Raw genomic sequence first — 26,660 nt, forward strand, 5'->3', positions numbered from 1 at the left:
GGGAATTTATTGGGACAACGCAGGCTTTGCAACGTTCGCCGCCGCGTCACGCTGGGCGCCGCGGTGCATTGCCAACGCCGCTTCGCGCTCGGGTTCCGTGAGCATGCGCTTGACGAGGACGGCCTCCATGGCGTCCACCGCGCGCGGCGTGCGGACAATCTCATCGTCGGCAACGCCGCGCGAGCGCAGTTCGTCGCCGAGCGGGCTGAACGTCATGGCGAGCCTGTTCAGGTCGAAGCGCGCTTCTGTCCAGCCGAGATACCAGTGCCACTGCGTCTAGTACCACCAGCTGCGCTCGTTGAACGCGCGTACGTGTGTGGGATCCTGCCACGCGCCATACGACAGGTCGTGGGGAACGAACACGCGCATCGCGCCGCCCTCGCGCAGCAGTTCGAGGCAGTGCGTCATGAAAGGCGTGAGCGCCGGCACGTGTTCGAGCACGTCGATCGCCTCGATCTCGTCGAACTGCCCTGCTTCGAGGCGGACCAACCCATATCTGGGGCTGAAAAAGATCTGCTTCAAGCCTGCCGGATTCGCAAGATCGCCGAGGATGTCGGGCTGCCATTTCGGATCGATGTCGATATTCAGGCGCTCGGGGTCGTAAGACTTGCCGCTGCCAAGGTTGATGCGGCGCGGCACCGGCAGCGAGAGCTTCGGCAGAAGCGCAGCGAGAATCGCGGTCTGATCGCGCTGGGAGAAAATCTCGAAGCCGCGCTGTTCGACTGCGTGGCGGCGTGCGTCGTCTTTTGCCAGCGCAACGCAGGTTTGCACGAGGTCATCGTAGGGAACCGCGACGACGGCTTCGCGCAGATCGTCGGCGATTTCGGTGTCCGGCTCGCACTCGCTCACCACGGCCTTGCGATTGGCAAGCAGCCATGACGTGCGGACGACTTCGTGAATCTTGTCGTCATAGTAATGAACGTTGAGCACGATCTTGCTACGCGCGATCCATCGATCGCGCTCTTCGCCGTAGACGCCCCTCAAATGCTGCACCACGAGGCCCACTGCGCGCAGCGCCTCGAGAATCCTGTGCCGGCGCTCGTTGAGAGAGCCGTAGAACAGCACGTCGACGTCCTGTTCCGCCGCCGCAATGCGGGTGAGTTGCGGCACGTAGCCGGGCGTGAGCATGTGCACATGTGCACTACCCGTGAGTTCGCGAATGCGCCCGACATTCGAGGACGAATAATCGAGCACGGGATGAAGCCGCAGCATCTCGAGATAGTGCGGGATCCTGGCAGGCCAGCCCGCGCGCATCTGTTCGAGGTTGACGATGACGGTGTTGGAAGGCAGCACCGAGCCTGGCGCGAGCAGATGCGCGCCGAACACGAAGTTGACGCCATCGCCCGCGAGGAATTCGTTATTCGAGGCGTCAACCTGCGTGCCGAGCGCCGCAAGCGCGGCCTGTAACCCGAAGGCAAATTCGTGGAACGCGGCGCTGTGCGCGTAGCCCGCGGGCTGGACGGTGACGATACGCGCGCGCTCGTACATACGAGGGGGAATGGGGAGATTCTGCATCGGGATTGCCTCCTTGGCGCGCCCGGACGGGACGCCACGAGGCAGCAATCCGAAGTATCCAATGACGCAAAGTCATGGTATTTGCACCCCTCTGCCACTGGAATCAGACTTGTCTCAAATCCTGACGGATCGAGTCCGCAATCTCACAGCTTTTGCGCAATCGCGAGCGTGAAAATGCGCGCCCAGCGCTTCGCTTCGCGCTCGCCCGGCATCGGCAGTTCCCACAGCGGCTGCTTCGGGTCGACCACGCGCAGCGCCACGTGCCAGCCGTTGGCATCGCGCACCGGTTGCGCGCCTTGCAGGTCGGCGAAGATATACGCGCCATGCTCGCCGCCCTGCGTCAGCTCGCAAAAACGCTTGCCCGCCGCAAGACGGGCTTCGCCCCATGTTCCCGCCACGCGGTGCGTCCAGTCGCCTTCGCCGCGCACATTGGGCGCGATGTCGCGCATACGGCGCCACCACCAGGCGATGAGCGCGACAAACAGCGCCGCGGCAAGCACGGCTGCGCCCACGGCAATGCCCGTGCCGAAATGCGCCGCAATGGCGTTGAAAGACCAGTACGCGCCGTAGACGAGCGCGGCGAAGGCAAACAGGACAACGATGATCGGCATGCGGGTATTCCAGGCGGCGGGGAGGAATGCGAGGGCGACGTGTCGGCGCGCCAATGCCGGCATGCCAGGACGAAACGCGGAGGGACGATCATGACGGATCGCTGCGAGGCCCACGCGCGCGGCGGGCCCCGCTTTTTGCTGCGGTTTGCGGCGACTACTGCTGCGGATGCTGCGCGGCCCACTCCTTCACGGCGCGCAACGTGTTCGCGACATGCTGGTCCGGCGAGAGGCTCGTGTATTCGTAGATGATCTTGCCGTCCGGCGCGATCACATACGAAACGCGATTGGCCATCGACTCGTGCATCGGCATCGACGCGTCATACGACTTGATGATCTTCGAATCTTCGTCGGCGGCGACCGGGAACTTGCTGCGGCACTCGCTCACCGAGAACTTCGTGAGCGTGTCGATGTTGTCGTGCGACACGCCGATCACCGTTGCGCCGTACTGCTTGTACTCATCGACCGCTTCGGCGAATTCGTGGGCTTCGATCGTGCAGCCTTTCGTGAATGCGGCCGGATAGAAGTAGACCACCACAGGCCCCTTCTTCAGCTCCGAAGCAAGCGAATAGGTGTAGGTCTTGCCGCCCAGCGACGCCTGGGTCGTGAAGTCGGGCGCAGGATCGCCCGGCTTCAGTGTTGCCTGTGCTGACAACGCAAAGAGCGCAAGCCCGGCGCACACGAGCGCCGCGGCTCCCGCCGCAAAGAGCCTCGGTTTCATGTCGAATGTCCTCGAGTTGAATCGCCACGCAAATGAGACGCATGACGGCGCAGCGATTCCGTCATTGGATCACACAATGGCGGCGCTCGCAGCGCGCACCGGCGCAAACCTTGCAACCTGCTTTCACCCCTCGGCATAAGCCGTGAACCATGCGCCGGCCCACAGGTTCAGTTCGCCGAGCAGCGGCGGCGTGAGCGCGGTGAACATGCCACCCGCCTCGCGAGCGAGGCGCTGCGCGCCGTCGTGATCGCCGCGCTCGGCCGCGGTCGCGATGCGCAGCAGCGTGCCGAGCTCGCCGCGATGACCGTCCACGGCCTCGACGATCTCGCGCGACAGGCCGAGCCGATCGAGCGTGTTCTCGGGCGTCGAGCCCACCAGCACGTGCACGAGCGAGAAGATGCCGGTCATGAAGGCGGCATCGGCGAACTCGGGGTCCTGCGGGTTCAGGCTGCGCGCGGCAAGCTCCATGAAGTGCGAGCGCGTACCGGCGAGTTGCACCAGCGGGTCCGAGCCCCAGGGCAAGTCGCGTCCGCTCGCGTAGAGCAGCAGTTGCGCCCAGCGCGCGATCTGGCGCGTGCCTGCCGCGAGCACCGCTTCGCGCAGCGACGAAATTGGCCGCCCGGGCGAATACGCGCTCGAATTGACAAGACGCAATAGTTGCACCACTACGCCCGGGTGGCTGCGCAGCTCGCGCTCGAGTTCGGCCGTGCCGACGTCGTTCGCCACGAGTGCGAGCAAGCGCACGAGCGCGAGACGCGAAGCGCGCACGCGCGGCGCGCGCAGCACCTGCGGACGCGCAAAGAAGTAGCCCTGGAACAGCTCGAAGCCGAGCGACGAGGCCAGCTCGAAGTCCTCGCCCGTCTCGACCTTCTCGGCGATCAGCGTCTTGCCGTGCGCGGCGAGGCTCGCGACCAGCTCGGGCAGTGCCGCGCGCTCGGTCTGCATCAGGTCGACCTTGACGATGTCCGCGTAGGGCAACGCACGCAGCAGGTTCTCCGTGATCTCGCTCACGTCGTCGAAAGCAATGCGGTAGCCCGCGCGGCGCAGTTGCGCGAGCCGCTCCAGCACCGCGGCATCGAAGCGCACGTGTTCGAGCACCTCCAGCACGAAGCGGCCAGGCGGCAGCAGATGCACGATGTCGTCGAACAGCAGTTCGCGGCTGATGTTGACATAGCCGTAGTGACGGCCGAGCACCGCGGGCACGCCAAGCTGGCCGATCGTGCGCGTCATCACCTGGGCCGTGGCGAGCGCGTCGTCGTCGACATCCGCGCGGTTCTGCGCGCCACCGCGAAACAGCAGCTCGTAGGCATTGAGCGCGCCATTGCGATCGAGAATGGGCTGCCGGCCGAGATAGACGAACGGCTGTACCGCTCCCGAACCGGCGCCAGGCGCCGTCTGCCCCTGCGCACGGGCTGGGGGCACAGGCGGCTCAGGTGGGGAAGCGGGCAGCGCCGCAGACGGCTGCGCCAAGGGCGCTGCACCAGGCTGCGGACCGGTTGATGACCCGGGCGTAGGGCCGGGTTGCGAAGCTGACGGCATAGACGGCGCGGAACCAGGGGTGCCCCTGTCCGCATCGTCTCGCGCAGCCTCGCTTGCCGGCGCGGCAAACGCTGACGATGAATCGGACATGGCGGATGACTCGTACGGATGGAATAGCCGGTATTGGCCGCCGACGCGCCGAGCCGCCCCTGCGGCCGGCAAGACGGGCGCGTTCCGCGCACCGACCCATCGCGCATGGCGAATGGCGTCTCGACCGGCGCCACTTTAACCGAATCTGAACGCCGCCGCACCGCTCTGCCGTCACCTTTCTGCGTTAGGTGTTTTTTCGGTCGCCGCCGCTAAAGATTTTCCGTCCGAGGTCGATAACTTGCTCTGATGGGCGGCTTCAGCCGGATACGGAAACCGGCAAGGACGCCACAGACAAACAAAGGGTTGCCAGCGACAGACATGGAAGCGAACAGGATCTCCGCGCCCCGCCAGGGCTGGTTGCGCACGGTCATCGACCGGCTCTACGCGCTTGCCGGCCTCAAGGGCATTGCCGGCGACCCGCCCCTGCCTCGCGACGCGAACGCGGCGCATACCATGCTCACCGCGCACGCACAGCACGCGGCAGACGCCGCGGACATCGAAGGCGCCGCACCGCTCGTGCCGCCTGCGCCTCCCGTCGCCGCACCCAACTACGCAGACGCCGTTTCGCTCTCGTTCGAGAACACGGCAGCCGCGGTGGACTTCCTCGTGCACGTGGACGCGAAGCTCCACTTTCTCTACGTCTCCGACGCGAGCCTGCGCTTTGCGGGTTATCACCGGGAGTTCCTGCTCGGCGCGACGCTCGCCGACATCGTCACGCCCGAGCATCACGCCCGCCTGGAGGCGCTCATCGCGCGTGCCGCCCACAGCGGCGCCGTCGAAAAAGACACGATCGATCTCGTCAAGGCGCTCACCTACCCGCTTCCCGTGGAGCTGCGCGTGCAGCGCGCCCAGTATGGCGAGACGACCGGCTTCGCCGTGGCGGGCTTCGACGTCTCCGGCTGGCAAGGCACCGAGGCCGCGCTGACCCACGCGCTGCATCACGATCCGCTCACCGGCCTGCCCAACCAGGCCGCGCTCGCGCCCGCGCTGCAGCGCGCCCAGGCCGACGCGGACCATTTCGGCGTGCCGGTGGCGCTCCTGCTGCTCGACCTCGACGACTATCAGCGCGTGAACCGCGCGCTCGGCTACGACGCCGGCGACGAGCTGCTGCGCGAGACCGCGCGGCGCCTCACCCACCTCGCGCTGCAGGGCGAAACGATCGCGCGCATCGGCAGCGACGAGTTCGCCATTCTGATCACGCCGCAACGCCACGCCGCGCCCGACGAAGTGCGCGCCGCCGCCGAAGCGCTCGGCCGGCGACTGCTCACCTCGATCCTGCAGCCGTACTCGTTTCGCAACCAGCCCGTGCACCTTTCGGCGAGCATCGGCATTGCGTTCCATCCGGACCAGCGGCCAGATGCGGCCGGAGCGAGTCACACAGATAACCGCACCGACAACAGCGCCGATGCCAGCGCCGACACCACGCCGCTCATCCGCCGCGCGGACCAGGCGCTCCAGCAGGCCAAGGCCATCGGCGGCAACACGCTCACGTTGCACGTACCCGTCGACGATCCCACCGACGCGATGCGCCTGAAGCTGGAGTCAGACCTCTACGACGGTGTGCGCAACGGCGAATTCTCGCTACACTTCCAGCCCATCACGAGCAGCGCGTCGCGCGGCGTGGTCGGCGTGGAGGCATTGATCCGCTGGCAACATCCATTGCACGGTCTCGTGCCGCCTTCAACATTTATTCCTCTTGCGGAATCCGTCGGCCTGATTAATTATCTCGGCAATTGGGTTTTGAAGGCTGCCTGTATGCAACTGACCCAATGGGACGAGCAAGGCATCGAACTGCAGTATGTGGCGGTCAATGTCTCGCCCCAGCAGTTCCGCAATCCGCGTTTCAGGGAAAGTGTCGAGGAGGCGATCGAGCTGACCGGCGTCGATCCGCGCCGGCTCGTGTTCGAGATCACCGAAAGCCTGCTCATGCACGATCCGCAGCACGCGAAAACGCTGCTCGAAGAACTCACCTCGCTGGGCATTCGCTTCGCGGTGGACGACTTCGGCACCGGGTATTCGAGTCTTGCGTACCTGCAGCGCTTCCCGCTTTCGAAGCTGAAGATCGATCGAAGCTTCGTCGAGAACCTCATCACTTCGCGCAACGATCAGGCGATCGTGAACGCCGTGGTGGGGCTCGCGCGCACGCTCGATCTCGAGCTCGTGGCCGAGGGCGTGGAAACGGAGGCGCAGCGCGAGCTGCTGACGAACATGGGTTGCGAGCATATCCAGGGATGGCTCGTCTGCAAGGCGCTGCCTTCAGAAGAATTGCAGCAGCGCTTCGTTTCGGGTGCGTTGCACGTGCACGAGGTGCAATGATGCGGGCATCGCAAACAGCAGGGCTTTCGCGAAATTGACATGGTTCAGATGGTAAAGGCCGTCCTGCTAGACCGCTTGTGGGCCCGCATGAATGAACGCGGGGACTTCCCCTTGCTGTCGCAATCGCTGCGCACCACGGTCGCGGCGATGACGAACGACGACTACGATTTCAGCGCGCTCGTGAAGGTGGTGCTCTCGGATTTCGCGCTCACGCAGAAAGTGCTGCGGCTCGCGAATTCGGCCATGTACATGGCGTTCGGCGGCAACATCACGACCGTCACGCGCGCGCTGATGGTCCTCGGCATGGACGCGGTCGGCCATCTCGTCGTCGGCCTGAAGATCGTCGATCACTTTCACCACAGCGCGCCGCGCCGCATCGACGCCAAGCTCGAACTGAACCGCACCATGCTCTCCGGCTGCGTCGCGCGCAAGCTCACCGAGCACGGCGACCTGCGCGCGGGCGAAGAGGCCGTGGTCTGCACGCTCATGCGCCAGGTGGGCAAGCTGCTCGTGGTGTTCTATCTCGAACCCGAGTGGGACCAGATTCGCCGCGAAATCGAAGAGGGTGCCAGCGACGACGAGGCATGCCTCGAAGTGATCGGCGTGACCTTCGAAGAGCTCGGCCTCGAGGCCGCCACGCGCTGGCGCCTGCCCGACACGATCCGTTCGGGCATGCGCCAGTACGACCCGGCCGACAAGGAACCGCGCGACGTGCAATGGCTGCGCGCCATCACCAACTATTCGACCGAAGTCGCACGCGTGCTGACCACGGCGGGCCTCTCCGACGAAATGCGCGAGACGCATATCACCGAGCTTGCGCAGCACTATGGCCGCGCGCTGTCGACCGACGCCGACGTGCTCGTGCAGATGAGCCTCGCGCTCGCACGCGAGGAGGCCGAAGACGGCGTCATGCGCGAGATCGTCGAATTGCGCGCCAACGCCGACGCGATCGCACGCGAGGCGCTCGATCCCGAGGCGCGCATCGCGGCCGGTGTCGAGGACCTGCGCGCGTTGCCGGCCGATAGCGCGCTCAGCACCGCCCTCACGCTCGCGACCGAAACCGTACTCGCGGGGCTGGGTTTCGCACGCAGTGTGGTATTCGTACGGCAAGGCGCAAACAAGTTCGAGGCGCTGCATGGCTTCGGCCCGCACATGGGCGACGTGCTGCCCGAACTCTCGTTTTCCGCCGCGTTCCAGCCCGACGTCTTCCACCTCGCCATCGCGAACAAGGTGGGCATCTTCATCGAGAATGCGCGCGACGCGAAGATTCTCGCGCGCCTGCCCGGCTGGTATCGCTCGCGCTTCGACGACACGCGCGCGTTCGTTCTGCTTCCGGTGGGCGCACCTGGCGTCGAGCCCGTTGCGCTGATGTACGGCGACTGGCTCATGAACCAGGAGCCGCGCCGTATCTCACAGAAAGAGATGAGCGCGTTGAACGATCTCGCGCAGCAACTCGCGCGCTTCTTCACGCACGTTCCGCAGACCGCCTGAGTTCCGACTGAGCGCGGCGCCGCATCCGTTTGCGGCGCCGCCCTCTCCCTTCTTCAGTCCTCGATTCGTTCCAGTCCTTCGTCTTGCGCGTCGCGGCCGGACGTGCCCGCCCACTCAGCAGCGCTCATCGAGATGGCGGCGGCCGTCGCGGCGTCGAGCGGCGCGAGTTCCGCGCACAGCGCGTCCACGCGGGTCCAGTCTGCGCGCTCCAGCGCCTCGGAAAGTTCGAGCAGCCGTCCGAGCGCGCCCTCGCGCTTCACGATCGCCGTGCGGATCGGCTTGGCCAGTGTGAGCACTTCGAGCGTGCTTTCGAGTGGGCCGCCGAACACCGCCTCGACGAACGAAAACACGCCCACGAGAAACGCCGCGTCTTCCTCTTCGAGGTGAGCGTGGGCAAGCTGTGTCACGGCGATTTCCATGAAGCGTGCGCGCGTCGCCACGAGTTGCAGCAGCGGGTCGTCTTCGGCGGCGATCTTGCGGCCGTCCGCGTAGAGCAGCAATTGCGTCCAGCGCGCGATGGCGTTCGTGCCGGTCGCGTTGATCGCCTCGCGCAGCGTCGTCACCTTGCGGCCGATGTTCATGCTGCCCGAGTTGGCCAGCCGCATCAGATGCATCACGAGCACGGGGTTGAGTTTCAGCTCGGCTTCGAGCTGCGCGACGGTGGGTTCGGCCGCCAGCAGATGCAGCAGGTTCAACAGCGCCTGACGTGGGGCGAGCGAGCGGCGAGCGCCGCCGTGCGGTTTCGCGAAGAAGTAGCCCTGGAAACGGTCGAAGCCAAGGTCGTGCACGCGCTGATAGTCTTCCTGCGTCTCGACGCCCATGGCCACGAGCAGCTTGCCCGCCGCCTTCATCACGCTCGCGAACTTCGGCAGCACCGTGGGCGCGATCTCGCGAATATCGATCTTGATGGCGTCCACATACGGCAGCAGCTTCGCGAGGGACTCGTCGGCCTTCGACACATGGTCGAGCGCAAAGCGATAACGGCGACGGTGCAGATCGACGAGCCGCGCGATCAGATCCGCGTCCGCGCCGATGTTCACGGGCAACTCCAACATGACGCGCTCGGGGCTCACACGCTGCAGGCTCTCGTGAAAAAGCGCGTCGCGCGTCATTTCGAGCCAGGCCGGATGGCCGGCGAGCAAGGCACGCAATCCGGGCGCGGCGAAGCTCTTGAGCAACGCGGTGCTCGTGGCGGCAGGCTTGGGCGTCATGCCCGAGGCACGGTCTTTGGCGAGCGCTTCGGCCTCTTGCTCGATTTCAGCGCTTTCGCGCCGGTCCACGAGGCGCGGCAGTGTCTCGAACGCGCACAGGAGGCCGTCCCGGTCGAGCATCGGCTGGCGCGCAAAATACACTTCGATGGGTGGGCCGGCGTTTTCCGGCGACTGCGTGCTGCCCGCGACTTCTGACATCTGCGGCCGGTCTGCGGCGTTGAAGCTCATGGGTCCCCCGCGCGGCGCCGCGTGCATGGCGGCAGCCTGGTCTTGTTTCTTGGCATGCCGCAACCGTTTGCCCTCGCTGCGGACGCGGCACTTTCTTATCCCGATTTTATCCTGGCAAGTAAGGCGCGGAAATGAAGTTCTTGTCGTTCTGATGGATTTTTTTGCGGTTTTTGCAGTGCCATATCCATCGCAGGCGCAGGCTCACCCCTCGGCGACCAGGCAATTTGATATGCAATCCGAAGTAAAGCCGCAAAAAAAAAGACCGGCCGGCTGGATTGTCGTCCACCCGGTCGGTCTATCGACACTGGCCGATTACTTGAGCACGACCTTCACGTCGAAGTACTTCGCGGCGATACGGTCGATCGTGCCGTCCGCCTTCAGGTCCTTGAGCGCGCCGTTCAGCGCGGCCTTGAGCGCCGGGTCGTTCTTGCGCACGCCGTAGCCCACGCCTTCGCCGAGCAGCTTCGCGTCCACGACCTGCGGGCCCGCAAACGCGAAGGCCGCGCCCTGCGGCTTGTTCAGGAAGCCCTTGGAGGCGGCTTCGGCGTCCAGAAACGACGCGTCGAGGCGGCCCGAAACGAGGTCCGCGTAGATCTGGTCCTGCGTCGGGTACGGCACGACGTCGACGCCCGCGGGCGCCCACTTCGCCTTCGCGTAGGTTTCCTGGATCGTGCCCTGGAGCACGCCCACGTGTTTGCCCTTGAGCGACTCGGCCGTGGGCTGCAGCGTGCTGCCCTTCTTCGCGATCATCTGGTTCGGAATCGCGTAGATCGGATCCGTGAAGTCGATAGCCTGGCGGCGCTGGTCCGTAATCGACATGTCGGAATTGATCGCGGCGAATTTACGCGCCTGCAGCGCCGGAATCAGGCCGTCGAACGAGTTTTCCACCCACACGCACTTTGCCTTGAGCTTCGCGCAGACGGCATTGCCCACGTCGATATCGAAGCCTTGCAGTTCGCCCGCGGGCGACTTCGATTCGAACGGCGCGTACGACGCCTCCACGCCAAAGCGGATTTCCTTGATATCGGCGGCGTGTGCGGCACCTGCCGCGCCCGCCGTCATGGCGGCTGCGCAGAATGCGAGCGTTGCCAACTTGTTCCAGTTCGTCTTCATCAGTGTCTCTTTCCAGTCAGATTGGGTGCGCCAGCAAGGGCCGTTCAGGCGGCTTCGTGGTTCGATTTGCCGCTAAAAGACGGCTTCCCGGCGCCGGCACAGGATCGCTGCGCCACTATCACGGCTCAATCGCGCGCGCCGCGTGTGGTGCGCCGCAGCAACCGCAAGGGCGCGATTGTACCGCGATGGCGCCAGCGCCCCGCCGCGCCGCCGGGCCGACGCAGCGGGTTCGAACATGCAAGTGGATGTCGTGGATGCGCAAGCGCGCGCGAAGGCATGCATTGCGGCTTGTGCTTGCAGTGGGCGTTCAGACGAGCGCGGCGAGCGTCTCCCGCGTGGTATCGACGACGAGCAAGCCCGCGCGCAAGCCCGGCTTCACACCCGGATTCGGAAACACGATGCGCTCCTCGTCGTGCTGCACCACGTAGCGGTATGCACCGTCTTCCGCCAGCACCTCGCCGCGCTGAAACGGCGTGAAGTTGGGCACGTCGGCGGCCACGTTGAGCTTGAGTGCGTCGCTCTGCTTCGTGATCTGGCCGATCACCGTGAAGATGCGCGGCATCTGCGCGCCTTTTGGCAACGACGCTTCGCCCGCCACGAGGCGGCGCACGGCGGCGTCGGCACCGGCGAAGCGAGACAGATCGTTCTCACCGAACGGACGCACCTTGCCGAGTTCGAGCGTGCAGGCGAGCGCCCCGCACGTTTCAGCAGTGAACGACGACAAGGTCGCGCCCTTCTCCGTGTGGATCAGCACGGCTGCAATGCGCGCGTCGGCCAGCCATTCGAGCATTGCGCGCGCGGGCGGCTCGCCCGTGTGCGGCAGCAGCGCGAACTGTTCGAACGCCGAGGCGCGGATCGCCGTATGCATGTCGAGATGCCAGCGCGCGAATGGCGCGTCGGCAGCACTTGGGGCCTTCGCGAAGAAGCGTTGCGCCGCCGCTTCGAGCGCCACGGCGCGCGGCGCCTCGCGGCTTGCCGGCACGCGTGCGTGGCGGCCGCCGAACAGGCGATTGAGATCGTCGTCGAGATAGCGCTCGCCTGCACGCATTGCGGCTGCATTGCCGAGCACCGCGAGCACACGGCAGGCCAGCGGCGCGCGGCCCGCCGCGATGTCGGCCACGAGCTGCGAGAGCAGTTCGATCGGCGCGGTCTCGTCGCCGTGCACGCCCGCTGAAAGCAGCACGCTGCGCGTCGTAGCGTCGACGCGTGCCGGTTCCAGCTCCAGCACGCCCTCGTCTAGCCATTGCCAGCGTACGCCGCCCGCGCATTCGCCGTGCGCCGCCTCAGGCGATGCTGGACGCGTACCGGCAAGCGTGTACGCCAGAAAATCGGCGAGCGGGTTTTCAGCGCTGGAAGTCATAGAGCGATCCGAGGCCGAGAATCTGCGTGAGTTCGTCGAGCGCCGTGCGCGACTCGACGAGCAGCGCCGGATCGGTCAGATCCTGCGGCGCGAGCCGGTCGCGATAGTGCCGCTCGATCCAGCCGTCGAGGCGCGTGAAGAGCGCGTCGTTCATCCACACGCCCGGCGCCGTCGCCGCGCGCTCTTCCTCGCTGAGGACGACGCGCAGACGCAGGCACGCCGGGCCGCCACCGTTCTTCATGCTTTCGCGCAGGTCGAACACGAGCACTTCGTCCACGGGGCCGCTGCTCGCGACCAGTTCGTCGAGATAGATCGCGACGTGCGGATTCTCGCGGCATTCCTGCGGCACGACGAGAATCTGCGTGCCGTCCGCCCGGCTCAGCAACTGGCTGTTGAAGAGGTACGACGAGACCGCATCGGCCACGCTCACGCGCGCCTCGGGCACCTCGATCACGTGGAACGGCGCGTCGTGCGCCGCGAGCTTCGTGCGCAGTTCGTCGTACACCGCCTTCTGGTCGACGAACGCGCGCTCGTGGCAGAACAGCGTGCTGCGGTTGCCCACGGCGATCACGTCGTTGTGAAACACGCCCGCATCGATCACGTCGGGGTTTTGCTGGGCGAACACGGTGCCGGCGTCGGTCAGGCCGTGGCGCTGCGCAATGGCGCGGCTCGCCTCGAACGTCTGGCGCGCCGGAAAGCGCTTGGGCTCCGGCCCGCGGCGGTATTCGCTGCGCCCGTACACGAAGAACTCCACGCCGCGCTCGCCATACTGCGCGCTAAAGCGCGTATGGTTGGCCGCGCCTTCGTCGCCGAGTGCGGGCGTACCGGGCAGCGCCTCGTGCACGACGAAGTGCGACGGGTCGGCGAACACGGTGGAGAGCGTGCGGCGCGTGGACTCGTGCTCGATCGCGCGATGCAGTTTGCTGCACAGATTGGCGGGCGTGAAATGCACGCGCCGGTTGGGCGTATCCGCCGAAGGGCTCACCGTGGCCGCGTTGGCGGTCCACATGGCCGAGGCGGAGCTTGCCGCCGCGAGGAGTTCGGGTGCGTCTTTCGCGGCGCGCGCAATCGCTTCGGCATCCTTACCGCCGAAACCCAGCTCACGCAGCAAGCGCATGGAAGGCCGCTCCTGCGGCGGCAACACGCCTTGCGCGAAGCCCAGGTCGGCGAGCCGCTTCATCTTGCGCAAGCCTTGCTGCGCCGCGGCGCGCGGGTTCGCCACGGACTTCTCGTTGTTCTGCGAGGCGACGTTGCCGAACGACAGCCCGGCGTAGTTGTGCGTGGGGCCGACGAGTCCGTCGAAGTTGGCTTCAAGGGTTGTCATCGTCGTTCCTTAGAAGTGAAGACCCGGCGAAACGCTCGCGGGCATCTGCAATTGCGTGCTTTCTACCGAGGCCATCGGGTAGGCGCAGTAGTCGGCGGCGTAGTACGCGCTCGGCCGGTGGTTGCCCGAGCGGCCCGCGCCGCCGAACGGCGCACCACTCGACGCGCCGTTGGTCGGCCGGTTCCAGTTCACCACACCGGCGCGGATCTCGCGCGTGAAGCGCTGCCACAGCGCTTCGTCGTCGGCGAGCAGGCCCGCCGAAAGACCGTACGCCGTGTTGTTGGCCTGCGCGATGGCGTCGTCGAAACCCGCGTAGCGGATGATCTGCGCGAGCGGCCCGAAGTGCTCTTCGTCGGGCAAGTCGGCCACGCCGGTCACGTCCAGAATCGCGGGCGTCACGAAGCCGAGCGCCGGGTCGCGTTGCGTCATCGGCAGCAAGGCGCGTGCGCCGCGCTCGAGCAATTGTGCTTGCGCGCTCATCAGTTTGGCGGCCGCGCGCGCCGAAATCACGGCGCCCATGAACGGCTGCGGGTCGGCGTCGTACTCGCCCACCGTAATACGAGAACTCACTTCGACGAAACGCTCGAGGAAGCGCTCGCCGAATGCGTCCGCCGGCACGAGAATGCGGCGCGCGCACGTGCAGCGCTGCCCTGCCGAAAGAAACGCCGACTGGATCGCGTGATGCACGGCTGCGTCGATATCCTCGACCGGTGCGACGACGAGCGGATTGTTGCCGCCCATCTCCAGCGCGAGCACGATCTCGGGCCGGCCGCCGAACTGACGATGCAGCAGCGTGCCGGTGTCCGAGCTGCCCGTGAAGAACAGCCCGTCGATCTGCTTGTGATTCGCAAGCGCAATGCCTGTGTCGCGCTCGCCCTGCACGAGATTGAGCACGCCCGCGGGCAACCCGGCTTCGTGCCACAACTCGACCGTTGTGCGCGCAACTTCCGGCGCGAGTTCAGAGGGTTTGAACACGACGGCGTTGCCCGCGATCAGCGCCGGCACGATATGGCCGTTGGGCAGATGGCCCGGAAAGTTGTACGGACCGAACACGGCAACGACGCCATGCGGGCGATGACGCAGCACGGCCACACCGTCGGCCATCTCCGCGCGCTTTTCACCGGTGCGCTCGCTGTATGCCGTGATCGAAATCGCAACCTTCGCGGCCATCGACGCGGCTTCGGTGCGCGCTTCCCAGAGCGGCTTGCCAGTCTCGCGGCCAATGGCCTGAGCGAGCGTTTCCTTCTTTTCGGTGACGAGCGCGGCAAAGCGCTTCACGATTTCGCAGCGCGCTTCGAGCGGCGTTTGCGACCACGCGGCAAACGCGCGGCGCGCGGCGCTTACGGCGCGATCGACATCTTCGGCGCCTGCGGCATTGCCGCTCCACACGGTCTCGCCAGTGCCGGGGTTGCGCGACGAAAACGCGGGGCCCGAGGCCGCGCACCATTGTCCATCGATGTAAAGCTCGTTCATGGTCATCCTTTTGTCGACCCGAGTTAGCGCTTTGACGCTCACTCGGGTCCCATGCAGGTTTATCGCTGTTGCTTCGCTGCGGGGCCGAGCACACGCACCGACTCACCCGCCGCGACGTTCAGTGCCGCCGCTTCCGTGGCGCTCAGCGTGAACACGCCGTCGTGCACGACGCCGGGCGCGAAGCCCACGCGAAAATCGCCAAGCGACGTATTCGACACAAGCGAGCGCACGCCCTCCGACGCATGCGCCTCGCCGATTTCAACCGGCACCACCACGCTGTCGCGCACCGTGCGCAGGTCGCCGATATGGCATTCGAGCACGGGGCCCGCGTCGAAGATATCGACGTGATTTTCGTAGCGCAGCCCTTCGGCTTCGAGCATGCGCCGCGCGGGAATCGTGTCGGCATGCGTGAGGCCCACGCATGCCTGCGCTTCCTCGGGCAGGAGTTCAACGTACACCGGGTAACGCGGCATCAACTCCGCGAGGAACGACTTGCGACCGTGCGAGCTGAGGTAGTCGGCGGCGTTGAAATCGATCTGGTAGAAGTGCGAACCGACTGCGCGCCAGAACGGCGACGTCCCTTCTGCGTCGAAATGGCCGCGCAATTCCGCGCACAGGCGCTCGGGAAAGCGCTCGCGAAACTGCGCGATAAACATGAAGCGCGAGCGCGAAAGCAGCCCGCCCACGCCGCCCGTGCGATAGCGCGGCGAGAGAAAGAGCGAACACACCTCGGCATAGCCCGTGAGATCGTGCGAGATATTGAGCGCGCGCATGCGCGTCCAGATGCCGAGTTCCTGGCTTGCGTGGACCACCGTGCTCACGCGGTAGTTGTAGAACGGCTGCTCCAGTCCCACCGCCGTTTCGATGCCGCACACGCCCGCCACGTCGCCCGTTGCCGTGTCTTCCATCACGAAGAAGTAGCCGGCTTCGCGCAACTCGGCGTCGCCTGCCAGCGTGCGCCGTGCGCGCTCGATGCGCGCCTTGAGCGCCTCACGGTCGGGCTTGAAGGTGGTGAGGCCGGGGCCCGTTTCCTTGGCGAGCGCGACGAGCGCGTCCACGTCGCCCGTTTGCACGACGCGTACCACAATCATTGTGCGTCTCCCATGTATGCATCCTCTGTTTGCGGGGTGGCGCGATAAAGCGGCGCACAGCGCACCGCTTCGCCGTCCTGCACGCCGAGCGCGGCGCGTGCGGCGGCGTCGAGCGGCGCGAAGTTACGTCCACGCGCGCCCTGCTCGCTCTCTGGCAGCGTCGCGAGCACGCAGCGAAACTCGCCTGCACGTTGGCTCGCGACCAGATATGCCGTGCCTTGCGTGTTCGTTGCGTCCGCAACTTCACGCACCGCGCGCGCCTCGCTTCCGGCAACCGAGGCCGTGCGATCCACCTGGGCGGTGAGCACCGGACCCGCATCGAAAATATCGACGTAGCGGTCCGGCTCGTAGCCCTCTTCCAGATGAATTTCGTAAGCCAGCAACGCGCTCGGATCGGGTTCGCCGAGCACGCGCTGCGCCGGCTCAGGCAGCAGCGGCACATAGAGCGGGTAAGCCGGCATCACTTCGGCGATGAAGGTGCGGCTACGTCCGCCCGAGGCCAGTTCGATGTCCTTGAAATCGCGCCCGAAGAACTTGCGCCCAACGGCTTCCCAGAACGGCGACGCGCCCTTTTCGTCGGTCACGCCAAGCAGCAGCGTGAACACTTCGGACGTGAAGCGCCGGCGGTTCATCGCGATGTACATCATGCGTGCGCGCGACATGAGATGCGCGGCCGCGTCGCCGCGCAGCGTTGGCTCGATGTAAAAACCCGCGAGACGGCTCTTGCCCGTGAGTTCGTGCGACATCGTCAGCGCGTGAATCTTGCGGTTCACGTGCAGTTCGCGCGACGCATGAATGAGCGCGTCGTTGCGAAACGCGTAGAACGGCTCGGCGTAGCCGGCCGCCGCCACGATGCTCGAGGTGCCGACGAGCTGCCCCGTGGCGGAATCTTCGAGCACGAACAGATAGAACTCCTCACCGGGGAAGTCCACGTCCGCGCGAAACGAATCTTCCGAAAGCGCGATACGCGCTTCGAGCGCCGCGCGGTCGTGCGGCAGCGAATGCAGCACCGGTTGCGCGGTGCGCGCCATGTGGGCGATCGCGTCGAGATCGGAAAGCCTGGCGGGGCGAACGAATAGCATCGTCGGTCCTATGTGCGGTTGGGCGCGGATCAGCGCGAGCCGGCGACGCCGATGACGTCGTTGCAGGCCTGTTCGAAGCGCGCAAAGCCTTCGTCGAGGTCCGCTTCAGGAATGATGAGCGACGGCGCAAAGCGCAGCACGTCCGGCCCCGCGATCAGCATCATCACGCCGCGATTCGCGGCCGCCGCGTTGAAGTCCTTGGCGCGGCCGGCAAAGCGCGCGTTCAGTTCAGCGCCGATCAAAAGCCCCTTGCCGCGCACTTCCTTGAACATGTCGAAGCGCTCGTTGATCTTCGCGAGCTTGGCGCGAATCGCTTCGCCGCGCGCGCGCACGCCCGCCAGCAGTGCCGGGTCGCTCACGAGTTCGACCACCTTGCCCGCAAGCGCGGCGCCCAGCGGATTGCCGCCATAGGTCGTGCCATGCACGCCTACCTTGAAGTGCGCGGCGATCGCTTCGGTCGTGAGCATCGCGCCGATCGGGAAGCCGTTGCCGAGCGCCTTGGCCGTCGTGAGGATGTCGGGTGTGACGCCCGTATCTTCGTAAGCGTAGAAGTGGCCCGTACGGCCCACGCCCGTTTGCACCTCGTCGAAAATCAGCAGCGCGCCGTGCGCGTCGCACGCTTCGCGCAACGCGTGCAGGAACGCCGGGTCGGCGGGAATCACGCCGCCCTCGCCCTGCACCGGCTCGACGATCACGGCGCAAGTCTGCGCGCCGATGGCGCGCTTCGCCGCTTCGATGTCGTTGTACGGCAGATGCGTGATACCGCCCGGCACGGGGCCGAAGCCTTCCGAATACTTGGGCTGACCGCCCACGCTCACGGTGAAGAAGGTACGGCCATGGAACGACTGCGTGAACGAGACGATCTCGAACTTGTCGGCGCCGTGCCGATCGAAGGCCACGCGGCGCGCGAGCTTGAGCGCCGCCTCATTGGCTTCCGCGCCCGAGTTCGCGAAGAACGCGCGGTCGGCGAACGTGAGGGTTTCGAGCTGACGCGCGAGGCGCAGCACCGGCTCGTTGGTGTAGCCATTGCCGATGTGCCAGAGCTTGCTGCCCTGCTCCTGCAGCACGCGCAGCAGCTCCGGGTGCGCGTGGCCGAGCGAGGTCACGGCGATGCCGCATGCGAAGTCGATGTAGTCGCGGCCCTCGGTGTCCCACACGCGCGAGCCTTCCCCGCGATCCGGCACGAACGGCGCGGGCGAGAAACACGGCACCATCACTTCGTCGAAGGTCTTGCGGCTCACAGTCTGGTCGTTCATGGTGATTCCTCTATTACGCAGTGCGTGTCGAATTCGGGGTCGATAGGCGTCGGGGCCATGCCCCTGGCGGCAATACAAGGGAGTGTAGGCAAGCGGCGCGCAAACGTCTTGCGCAGGCGCGACGCGTTTTTTCGTACTGAACCTGCAAGTTCCGCACGCTTGCCGCGCCGCGGCCACGGTTACTGAACTTCCGGCGGCTCGACGAGCGCGCCCGCGCGCGGCTCGGCGGCGGCCCCGCCGTGCTGGCGCTCGATCCAGTTGCGGCGGTCCTCGCGCGGCGTCACACCGAAGCGCTCGCGGTACGCATTCGAAAAATGCGCCGCCGAAGAAAAACCGCACGCAAGACTGATCTGCACCACCGACTTGCTCGTGCGCTGCAACTGCGAGCGCGCCTTGGCAAGACGCAGGCCCAGGTAGTACTTGGAAGGCATCGCGCCAAGGTACTGGCGAAAGAGCCGCTCGAGCTGGCGCCGCGAAACGCCCACTAGATTCGCGATCTCGTCGGTCGTGAGCGGATCCTCTATGTTCGCTTCCATCAGCTTGAGCGCGTCGTTCAGGCGCGGGTGCCGCTCGCCCGGCGCGGTCACGAACGGAATGCGCTGGCGCTCGTCGCCGCTGCGCAGCGTGCTTGCGCCCAGTGCGTCGGCAATGCGTTCGGCGAGTTCCGGGCCGTGGTCGCGGCCGATCATCGCGAGCATGAAGTCGAGCGTGGCCTGGCCACCGGCGCAGGTCGCGCGGTCGCGGTCGATTTCGTAGATGTGCTGCGTGACGATGGTGCGCTCGAACTGCTCGGCAAACTGCTGGAACGTCTCCCAGTTCGCGGCCACACGGTAGCCCTGCAACTGTCCAGCCATCGCGAGCCACCAGATGCCGTGGTGAATACCCGTGACGAGCGGCGTACGCTGCCCCACGCGCGCAAGGCTTGCGAGAAAGAGGCGATAGTCGGCGAACTGCTGATAGCGCTCGGTCACGACGATGAGCCAGTCGCACGACACGGCGTCGCCGAACGCACAGTCGGCGGGCCATTGCGCGCCGCCCGCCAGCGGCACGGGACGGCCGTTCCACGAGCACATCTGCCAGCGGTACAGCGCGCGGCCGTCAATTTCGTTGGCAAGATTGAGCGCATCGACGATCGGGCCCACGCCCGACATCGAAACGGGCGGGAGTGCGACGATCGCGACCTGGGTGGTGCGGCCGGCGCGCGCGAGCGGCGCCTGGCCACCGGGCGCGGCGGCAGGAGCAGAAGCGGGAGGAAGAGCGGTGGAACGGACCATCGGCAAGATGAGGCGCGGGACGAAACGCGCCGCTTACTTGAGACTGCCCGAGAGGAACTGGCGCAGACGATCGCTCTTCGGCGCGCCGAGCACATCCGCGGGCGCGCCCTCTTCCTCCGTGCGTCCCTGGTGCAGGAACATCACATGATTCGAGACGTTGCGCGCAAAGCCCATTTCGTGCGTCACGACGATCATCGTGCGGCCTTCTTCGGCGAGCTTTTGCATCACTTTGAGCACTTCGCCCACGAGTTCGGGATCGAGCGCCGACGTCGGCTCGTCGAACAGCATCACGTCGGGATGCATGGCAAGCGCGCGCGCAATCGCGACGCGCTGCTGCTGGCCGCCCGAAAGATGCGAGGGATATTGCTTCTCCACGCGCGGCGCGAGACCCACTTTCTCCAGATACTCCCGCGCGCGCTCCTCGGCTTCCTTGCGCGGCACGCCCAGCACGTGCAAAGGCGCTTCCATCACGTTTTCGAGCACGTTCATGTGCGACCACAGATTGAAGTGCTGGAACACCATCGCAAGCTTGGTGCGGATGCGCTGCAGTTGCTTGTGGTCGGCTACGTCCAGGTCGCCGTTGCGGCCCGCCTTCGTGCGCACGGCCTCGCCGTCCACGACGATCTCGCCCGCGTTCGGCTTCTCGAGGAAATTGATGCAGCGCAGGAACGTGCTCTTGCCCGAGCCGCTCGCGCCGATGATGCTGATCACGTCGCCCTTCTTCGCGTCGAGCGAGACGCCTTTGAGCACCTCGTTGTCGCCGTAGCGCTTGTGGATGTCGCGCGCGACGAGCTTGCTATCTGAGGATTGCGTCTGAGCCAAGATGGTCTCCAGTTTCCGAGGTTCCGGTGATCCGGTGATTCAGCGGGTGCGCACGGCGAGATGGCCGAGCCAGCGTTTTTCGGCGCGGCGGAACGCGGCCACCAGCACGAACGATACCGCACAGTAGATCAGCGCTGCGAGGCCGAACGACTCGAACGAGCGGTAGGTGGCCGAGTTGGCGTCGCGCGCGACCTTGAGGATGTCGGGCACCGTCGCGGTGAAGGCCACCGTGGTCGCGTGCAGCATCAGGATCACTTCGTTACTGTACAGCGGCAGCGCGCGGCGCAGCGCCGAAGGCAGGATCACGCGCCAGTACATCGTGAACGGGCTCATGCCGTAGGCGCGCGCCGCTTCCACTTCGCCGTGCGAAGTGGCGCGAATCGCGCCCGCGAAAATCTCCGTCGTGTACGCGCAGGTGTTCAGCGCGAATGCGAGCACCGCGCAGTTCAGGCCGCTGCGAAAGAACGCGTCGAGCAGTGGCTCCGAACGGATGAACGCGAGACTGTACACGCCCGTGTAGATGAGCAGCAACTGCACATAAAGCGGCGTGCCGCGAAACACGTAGGTGTAAAAGCGCACCGGCAGCGAAAGCCAGCGGCGGCTCGACACGCGCGCGACGGCGAGCGGCACCGCGCACACGAAGCCGAAAGCCACAGAGATGACGAGCAGCCACAGCGTCATCGCGAGGCCCGATACATGTTCGCCGTCCCAGTAGAGAAACGCGCGGCCAAATTGCTGAATGATTTCGTTCATGGCGGCCTGGTCCTCAGAGTTGCGCGTGACGCACGCCCACCGAATAGCGGCGTTCGAGCCAGATGAGCGCGAAGTTCGAGAGCGTGGTGATCGCGAGATAGATGAGCGCCGCGATCACGAGGAAGAAGAACAGGTTGAAGGTGCTGCGGCCCGCGTCCTGGGCGGCCTTCACGACATCGGCGAGACCGATGATCGAGACGAGCGCCGTCGCTTTCACGAGCACCTGCCAGTTGTTGCCGATGCCGGGCAGCGCGAAACGCATCATCTGCGGAAAGAGGATGCGGGCGAACACGCGCGCGCCGCTCATGCCGTAGGCGTGGCCCGCTTCGAGCTGGCCGCGCGGCACGGCGAGAAACGCGCCGCGAAAGGTTTCGGTGAAGTACGCGCCGTAGATGAAGCCGAGCGTGACAACGCCGGCCACGAACGGATCGATGTCGATCTGCGCCATGCCGAGCGCGTCGGTGGCCTCGTTCACGCCGATCTGAATGCTGTAGAAGAGCAGCAGCATCAGCACGAGGTCGGGCACCGAGCGGATCAACGTCGTGTAAGCGGTCGCCACCGCTGCGAGCGGCCGGTTGAACGAGAGCTTGGCCGCCGCGCCGGCGAGTCCCAGCAGGACAGCCACGCCGAGCGAGAGCAGCGAAAGTTCGATGGTCTGGATCGTGCCGGCGAGCAGCACCGGGCCAAAGCCGTAAAGGATCACGCGCGTCTCCGGATCAAGTCGTTTTGTCGTTTCGGGCGGCCTCGCGCGGCCTGTGAGCGCCGCCGAAACCGATGAACTGGCGCGGATCGTCTCAGTGCAAAATGGATTGCTCAAACCAGCGTAGCGCGGATATTGCAGTGCAACATTGCGGTGTGACGCAGGGACACGCGCGGATCGGGCCCGCGCTGCCGCGGGCCCGATGCTTTTGAAAGGTGAAAAAAAATGCCCCGGCACGCGGGGCGTGCGGGGCATTTACGCAAGTTTAGGGTCGCTTTTTCGATAGGCGCGCGGCGTGCGCCCTGCGGCCCTGCAGGGCTTATGCGGCGCGCGTTTGCGTGCCGCGCGCGCCGAGCGCACGGGCGTTCGCGCCAATCAACTTTTCAGCGAGCGCGCCGAACAGCAGCCCGATCGTCGTCCAGAGGATGACCTGCATGCCGATCGACACCGTGCGGAACTTCCACAGCAGCACGGCCGGGAAGGCGGCGGGCACCTCGTTGATCGTCGGCAGCGCAAGCTGGATCGCGCCGATGACGACGACGAACAGCACGAGCGCCATGATCGACGCATTCCAGACGCCAAGACGCGGCACCAAAGCGGCGCGCACCTTGAGCGAGAACACCGACACGGCGATCGAGATCGCGATCATCAGGAAGAAGAGCCCGGTGCGATAGCCGATCGTCTCCGGATCGCCGATCGAGGGCGGATTCGCCGGATATTTGATACTCGGCACCATGTAGATCGCGACGAACGCGGCGAGCGCAAGCCACGCCGACAACGCGCGCGGCGAAAGACGCCCCACGCGACCATTGGCATACGCGAAAACGAGCGCAAAGAGCCCGCCGATCGACGCGCCATAGACCATCACGCCCGTGAAGAGCCCGATGCTCGCCTGGGTCTTGCGGCTCACGATTTCGGGCTCGGGTGCCTCACCCTTCGCGGCGTCGAGCTTTTCCTCGAAGGAAATCGCCTGATCGACCTGGGGCTCGCCCGCGATCTTCGCGAAACCGAACGTGAGAAGTCCGGCGGCGATGCCTGCGAGCATGCCGCGTACCAGCAACTTGCCAACCATGTTCAGTTCCCGGTCAGTGGCAGGGAAAGCCGAGCAGATGGCGGCCGTCGTGAACGAATTCGTGGACGTACATGCCCGGAACGATCGAGGTCGCGCCTTCCTCGGCGCCCACGAAGTACAGGGCCAGCAGCAGCATGAGGCCGACGAAGATCGCCCAGGGCAGGATCTCGCGCAGCGGAATGGGCGCCGGCGCGGCCGGTGCGTGCTGCAAGGGGAATGAGGTTTCGGACATGCTGACTTCTCCTGGGGTAACGCGCCCCGCTGGTCGTTGAAAGAGTGGTTCACGACGCGCAGGTCTGACTCCCGTTGCTCCGATTCAATCGACGGCAACCAGTTACAGTGGCGCGACCGCGCCGGACTTGCACCGGCTTCCGCGTGTCGTGGAGCCTGTATTCTACGCGCTGCGAAGGCTGACCGCGGACCGGATGTCAGCCACAGGGATTTGATGCGTAAGGAAAAGCATGCCGACGACCGTCTGGCTGGTCAGTCATGCGGCGAACGCCGCGCTGCGCTCGGGAACGTTCCCGCAAGCGCCTGTAGCAAGCGATGACGCCGAAGAAGCGCTCGACGCCCGCGCGCGCGACGCGCTTGCCGCATGGCGCGAGCGCTGGCACGCGCGACTGGCCGGCGGCGAGCATCATGGCGCAGCGCTGCGCACGCTCACTAGTCCTGCGGCGATCGCGCGAGCGAGCGCACACGCGGCCGGCTTCGCCGGGGCAACGCCAATCGGCGCACTCGCCGACACGGCCTTCGGCGCGTGGCAAGGCAGGCGCCTGACGGATCTTGCCCAGGAAGCGCCCGAAGCCCTGGCTGCGTGGACACGCGAGCCCGCTTTCCGGCCGCCGGGCGGCGGCGAATCGTTCGACGATGTCCGCGCGCGCGTGAGCGCCTGGCTCGACGCCATTCCCGGCACCGGGCCCGACGTGATCGCCTTCACGCATGCGAGCGTGATGCGCGCGGCGATTCTTTACGCGCTGGGCGCGCCGTCGTCGGGTTTCCGCTCGATCGAAATCGCGCCGCTTTCCGTGGCAGCGCTACGCCACACCCCGCACGGCTGGGTGTGGCTCGCGGCGATGGACTGAGGCCAGGAACGGCATCCCTTGATCTATGTACCTGCGCCGCAAACATCGCGTGTATCAACGCGTTGACACACACGAACTCGAAGCCTAGCATCCGTGATGTATCAACCACGTAGATACACCACGATCAGGTATGGACATCAAACTCAATACGTTATTGGCCAGTCGGCTAATTCAGTACGAGGACGAAATGGCGATACAAACCCTGAAGCGTTGGGGAAACAGCCTTGCGGTGCGCATTCCGGCCAGCCTTGCCAGCAAACTGGCGTTGGCGGAAGGGCAGGAAGTCGAGGTGGAAGTCGAAGATGGTTCGCTCACGGTTCGCCCGCATACGGCGATCCGGCGCTTCTCGCGCGAGCGCTATTTGCAGCAGTTGCGCGAGAGGAAGCTCGAGCCGCACCCGCTCATCGACTTCGGCCAGCCGCAAGGGACCGAAATCGGCGGACCCGATGACCCCACGCGTTTCGACCCATGGTAAGGAACGCATGAAGAACGGCACACCAGACGCAGGCGACATCCTCTGGCTCAATATCGGGCCGGGCGCAGGCAGCGAGCAGGACGACTATCGTCCTGTCCTCGTCCTCACCGACGCGGAGTTCAACGCACTCACAACCCGCTTCGTCGGGCTGCCCATCACCAGCACGATTCACGGGTGGGAATCTGAAATCCCGATCAGCGGCCTAACCAGGCCATGCGTCGCGATGGCCGACCAGGTGACGACGCTTTCGCTGGCGGGCAGGGTCTGGCGGCACAAAGGGGAAGCGGCGAGCGCCGAGGAACTGGAGGCGGCGAAGTTCGCCGTCGCCGGCATTCTGGATCTATAGGCGGGAGCGCGTTCCCGGAAAGAAGCAGAAGCGCCCTAGTCCAGTCCCAGTTGCGCCTTGATGGCCGGCATCATGTACTGCACAGCTGCGCGCCCTTCTTCCATGGCGGGCCCGGCGCGGTGAAAGTCGAAGATCCCCATGCCGCCCAGGCGCGGCTGGATCAGCACATCGGCAGGTTCGCCTGCAAGGCGGCTGCGCGTAATGCGCACCTGCATGATGTCGATGCTCTGGGCCACCGAACTCAGCACGGAGGGCACGCGCGTGCTAGGCGGCGGCGCCACGCGCACGTCGGGGCCGCCCGCCGCGCCAGGACCGGCCGGCTGCAGCCAGCGCGGGAAACGCTTGCCGTTGCGGCGCAGAAGCGGTTCAGGCGCCGCTTCGGTGCTTTCAGCGCCATTCGCTCCATGACTGGCCGCCGCTGCCGCCGTCGCCGCGTCGCTCGGCTCCACGGGCAATTCCCGCGGCATCGTGTCGATCGCGCCGCCCAGGTCGCGGCCGTTGAGAATGTCGTGATTGAGGTCGATGGCGATCACGGTGTCGGCACGCATCGCGCGCGCGGCGGACACCGGCACCGGGTTGCTCAGCCCGCCGTCGACGAGCCAGACACCGTCATGCCAGATCGGCGTGAAAATGCCAGGGATCGCAATCGACGCGCGCACGGCGTCCACCACGCCGCCTTCGCGCAGCCAGACCTCGCGACCCGTGTCGAGTTCCGTAGCGACCGCCGTAAACGGCAGCTTCAAGTCATCAATCGAGCGGCCGTTGAACTGGTGCGCAAAAAGGTCGATCACCTTACGTCCGCCGAGCAGGCCGCCCGAAAAACGCAAGTCGAGCAGGCGCACCACGGTCTGCCAGGTGAGCTTGCCCACCCAGTTCTCGAGCCAGTCGAGATCGCCGTTCGCGTATACGGCGCCAACCAGCGCGCCGATCGACGTGCCGCACACCACGTCGGGCTTGATACCCGCCTCTTCGAGCGCGCGAATCGCGCCAATATGCGCCCAGCCGCGCGCTGCGCCCCCGCCGAGCACGAGCCCCACCCGCTTGGGCCGTCGCCGGTTCATCATGCGCGCCTCCTTGCGTAATCGAGCGTCAACCGAGTCAGCGCCCGCGGATCACGTCCGAGCGCGAGGTCGTCGTGACCCGCCCGTCCGGTCCGAAATGCACGTTGAAATACGCTTCGGGCGTCACGCCCCCCTCCAGCCACTTCCAGCTCCACACCGTCTCCTTCTTCAAGCGGTAGCCGGCCACCTGCCCCGGCTTCCCAAGCAGGCGCCGCACCTCGTCCTCGCTCATGCCGACGCGGATCTTCGCGAAGTTTTCCGCCGTAAGCGCCTGGGTAATCGCCACGAGCCGGCCGTTCGGGCCGAAGTCGACCATCCAGGTCTTGAGGCCCTGCGGACCGCGCGGATATTCGAGGCGGCGCGACCCGTCGTCGAATACGCGCTCGGTTTCGGGCTTGCCCATTTGCTCGCGCACCTGATCGAGCGTGGAAACGCCGGGCGTGAGGCCCTTGAGCAGCAGTGCGTCGGGCTTCACGGAATCGAAGAACGCCTTGAATCCCTGCCGGATGGTGTCGAGCATGGTATCGAACTGGCGATCGTCGCAGCCGGAGAGCGTGAACGCCGCCGTGGCGGCGCACGCGAGCGCGAACGAACGCGTGAGTGAAAACGTGAGCTTCATGTCCTTGCTAACGCATCAGCATGGGCTTGCGTCTACGC

26 protein-coding genes and 1 riboswitch are annotated in these 26,660 nt (G+C 66.0%); of the genes, 5 read left to right on the forward strand and 21 right to left on the reverse strand.

What is annotated here, in order from left to right:
• Positions 1-6 precede the first annotated feature (6 nt).
• The 5 genes from FAZ97_RS08465 to FAZ97_RS08485 form a co-directional block, all read right to left on the reverse strand.
• Entirely contained in the window at positions 7-216 is a 210-nt protein-coding gene (locus tag FAZ97_RS08465) for a hypothetical protein (RefSeq protein ID WP_158758041.1), read from the reverse strand.
• A gap of 60 nt (positions 217-276) precedes the next feature.
• A complete protein-coding gene (locus FAZ97_RS08470) occupies positions 277-1,515 on the reverse strand; it encodes a methyltransferase domain-containing protein (protein ID WP_158758042.1) in 1,239 nt (412 codons plus the stop codon).
• Between the two features lie 143 nt (positions 1,516-1,658).
• Positions 1,659-2,126 carry a hypothetical protein gene (locus FAZ97_RS08475; RefSeq protein ID WP_158758043.1) on the reverse strand — a complete coding sequence of 156 codons (468 nt, stop codon included), beginning with the start codon at positions 2,124-2,126 and terminating at the stop codon, positions 1,659-1,661.
• 154 nt (positions 2,127-2,280) lie between these two features.
• On the reverse strand, positions 2,281-2,844 hold the full coding sequence (locus tag FAZ97_RS08480; RefSeq protein ID WP_158758044.1) for a peroxiredoxin: 564 nt from the start codon (positions 2,842-2,844) through the stop codon (positions 2,281-2,283).
• A gap of 123 nt (positions 2,845-2,967) precedes the next feature.
• Positions 2,968-4,473, reverse strand: coding sequence for an EAL and HDOD domain-containing protein (locus FAZ97_RS08485; protein ID WP_407671752.1), 1,506 nt, complete (start codon positions 4,471-4,473; stop codon positions 2,968-2,970).
• Between the two features lie 318 nt (positions 4,474-4,791).
• Between FAZ97_RS08485 and FAZ97_RS08490 the strand changes: the two genes are divergently transcribed.
• Both FAZ97_RS08490 and FAZ97_RS08495 read left to right on the forward strand, forming a co-directional pair.
• On the forward strand, positions 4,792-6,789 hold the full coding sequence (locus tag FAZ97_RS08490; protein WP_158758046.1) for a putative bifunctional diguanylate cyclase/phosphodiesterase: 1,998 nt from the start codon (positions 4,792-4,794) through the stop codon (positions 6,787-6,789).
• Positions 6,790-6,837: 48 nt separating this feature from the next.
• On the forward strand, positions 6,838-8,280 hold the full coding sequence (locus tag FAZ97_RS08495; protein WP_158759097.1) for an HDOD domain-containing protein: 1,443 nt from the start codon (positions 6,838-6,840) through the stop codon (positions 8,278-8,280).
• Positions 8,281-8,333: 53 nt separating this feature from the next.
• On the opposite strand, the gene FAZ97_RS08500 is transcribed toward FAZ97_RS08495, so the two are convergent.
• The 14 genes from FAZ97_RS08500 to FAZ97_RS08565 form a co-directional block, all read right to left on the reverse strand.
• Positions 8,334-9,719 carry an EAL and HDOD domain-containing protein gene (locus tag FAZ97_RS08500; protein ID WP_233271548.1) on the reverse strand — a complete coding sequence of 462 codons (1,386 nt, stop codon included), beginning with the start codon at positions 9,717-9,719 and terminating at the stop codon, positions 8,334-8,336.
• Between the two features lie 312 nt (positions 9,720-10,031).
• Positions 10,032-10,832: an ABC transporter substrate-binding protein gene (locus FAZ97_RS08505; RefSeq protein WP_158758047.1), complete on the reverse strand. Its 801-nt coding sequence runs from the start codon at positions 10,830-10,832 to the stop codon at positions 10,032-10,034.
• A 307-nt stretch (positions 10,833-11,139) separates the two neighbouring features.
• Positions 11,140-12,192: a succinylglutamate desuccinylase gene (gene astE / locus FAZ97_RS08510; protein WP_158758048.1), complete on the reverse strand. Its 1,053-nt coding sequence runs from the start codon at positions 12,190-12,192 to the stop codon at positions 11,140-11,142.
• Positions 12,176-13,516, reverse strand: a complete 1,341-nt coding sequence (astB, locus tag FAZ97_RS08515) for an N-succinylarginine dihydrolase (protein WP_158758049.1) — start codon at positions 13,514-13,516, stop codon at positions 12,176-12,178. Before astB ends, astE begins: the two co-directional genes overlap by 17 nt.
• A gap of 9 nt (positions 13,517-13,525) precedes the next feature.
• Positions 13,526-14,989 carry a succinylglutamate-semialdehyde dehydrogenase gene (astD, locus tag FAZ97_RS08520; protein WP_158758050.1) on the reverse strand — a complete coding sequence of 488 codons (1,464 nt, stop codon included), beginning with the start codon at positions 14,987-14,989 and terminating at the stop codon, positions 13,526-13,528.
• Between the two features lie 59 nt (positions 14,990-15,048).
• The gene (gene astA / locus FAZ97_RS08525; RefSeq protein WP_158758051.1) at positions 15,049-16,080 is read right to left on the reverse strand and encodes an arginine N-succinyltransferase; all 1,032 of its coding nucleotides are present in this window, start codon (positions 16,078-16,080) and stop codon (positions 15,049-15,051) included.
• Complete coding sequence (gene aruF, locus FAZ97_RS08530) at positions 16,077-17,162, reverse strand: arginine/ornithine succinyltransferase subunit alpha (protein WP_158758052.1); 1,086 nt, start codon at positions 17,160-17,162, stop codon at positions 16,077-16,079. Before aruF ends, astA begins: the two co-directional genes overlap by 4 nt.
• 29 nt (positions 17,163-17,191) lie before the next feature.
• Entirely contained in the window at positions 17,192-18,418 is a 1,227-nt protein-coding gene (locus FAZ97_RS08535) for an aspartate aminotransferase family protein (protein ID WP_158758053.1), read from the reverse strand.
• 179 nt (positions 18,419-18,597) lie between these two features.
• Positions 18,598-19,569: a GlxA family transcriptional regulator gene (locus tag FAZ97_RS08540; protein ID WP_233271670.1), complete on the reverse strand. Its 972-nt coding sequence runs from the start codon at positions 19,567-19,569 to the stop codon at positions 18,598-18,600.
• Positions 19,570-19,725: 156 nt separating this feature from the next.
• On the reverse strand, positions 19,726-20,514 hold the full coding sequence (locus FAZ97_RS08545; RefSeq protein ID WP_158758055.1) for an ABC transporter ATP-binding protein: 789 nt from the start codon (positions 20,512-20,514) through the stop codon (positions 19,726-19,728).
• Positions 20,515-20,553: 39 nt separating this feature from the next.
• The gene (locus FAZ97_RS08550; RefSeq protein ID WP_158758056.1) at positions 20,554-21,267 is read right to left on the reverse strand and encodes an ABC transporter permease; all 714 of its coding nucleotides are present in this window, start codon (positions 21,265-21,267) and stop codon (positions 20,554-20,556) included.
• A 13-nt stretch (positions 21,268-21,280) separates the two neighbouring features.
• Positions 21,281-21,970 (reverse strand): ABC transporter permease, encoded by a 690-nt coding sequence (locus FAZ97_RS08555; RefSeq protein WP_158758057.1) that lies wholly within the window; start codon positions 21,968-21,970, stop codon positions 21,281-21,283.
• A gap of 316 nt (positions 21,971-22,286) precedes the next feature.
• Entirely contained in the window at positions 22,287-23,039 is a 753-nt protein-coding gene (locus tag FAZ97_RS08560) for a CbtA family protein (RefSeq protein ID WP_158758058.1), read from the reverse strand.
• Between the two features lie 13 nt (positions 23,040-23,052).
• Positions 23,053-23,271, reverse strand: a complete 219-nt coding sequence (locus FAZ97_RS08565) for a CbtB domain-containing protein (RefSeq protein ID WP_158758059.1) — start codon at positions 23,269-23,271, stop codon at positions 23,053-23,055.
• Between the two features lie 38 nt (positions 23,272-23,309).
• Positions 23,310-23,458: riboswitch (cobalamin riboswitch) on the reverse strand.
• Positions 23,459-23,500: 42 nt separating this feature from the next.
• Here FAZ97_RS08565 and FAZ97_RS08570 point away from each other — a divergent pair.
• The 3 genes from FAZ97_RS08570 (at position 23,501) to FAZ97_RS08580 (ending at position 24,942) form a co-directional block, all read left to right on the forward strand.
• Positions 23,501-24,121: a histidine phosphatase family protein gene (locus FAZ97_RS08570; RefSeq protein WP_158758060.1), complete on the forward strand. Its 621-nt coding sequence runs from the start codon at positions 23,501-23,503 to the stop codon at positions 24,119-24,121.
• A gap of 130 nt (positions 24,122-24,251) precedes the next feature.
• Positions 24,252-24,596, forward strand: a complete 345-nt coding sequence (locus FAZ97_RS08575; protein ID WP_233271549.1) for an AbrB/MazE/SpoVT family DNA-binding domain-containing protein — start codon at positions 24,252-24,254, stop codon at positions 24,594-24,596.
• Between the two features lie 7 nt (positions 24,597-24,603).
• Positions 24,604-24,942, forward strand: coding sequence for a type II toxin-antitoxin system PemK/MazF family toxin (locus FAZ97_RS08580; protein ID WP_158758061.1), 339 nt, complete (start codon positions 24,604-24,606; stop codon positions 24,940-24,942).
• 35 nt (positions 24,943-24,977) lie between these two features.
• On the opposite strand, the gene FAZ97_RS08585 is transcribed toward FAZ97_RS08580, so the two are convergent.
• Positions 24,978-26,006: a patatin-like phospholipase family protein gene (locus tag FAZ97_RS08585; RefSeq protein WP_158758062.1), complete on the reverse strand. Its 1,029-nt coding sequence runs from the start codon at positions 26,004-26,006 to the stop codon at positions 24,978-24,980.
• Between the two features lie 34 nt (positions 26,007-26,040).
• Positions 26,041-26,622 (reverse strand): hypothetical protein, encoded by a 582-nt coding sequence (locus FAZ97_RS08590; RefSeq protein ID WP_158758063.1) that lies wholly within the window; start codon positions 26,620-26,622, stop codon positions 26,041-26,043.
• Positions 26,623-26,660 lie beyond the last annotated feature (38 nt).

It is taken from the genome of Paraburkholderia acidiphila (assembly GCF_009789655.1).
Classification (GTDB): domain Bacteria; phylum Pseudomonadota; class Gammaproteobacteria; order Burkholderiales; family Burkholderiaceae; genus Paraburkholderia; species Paraburkholderia acidiphila.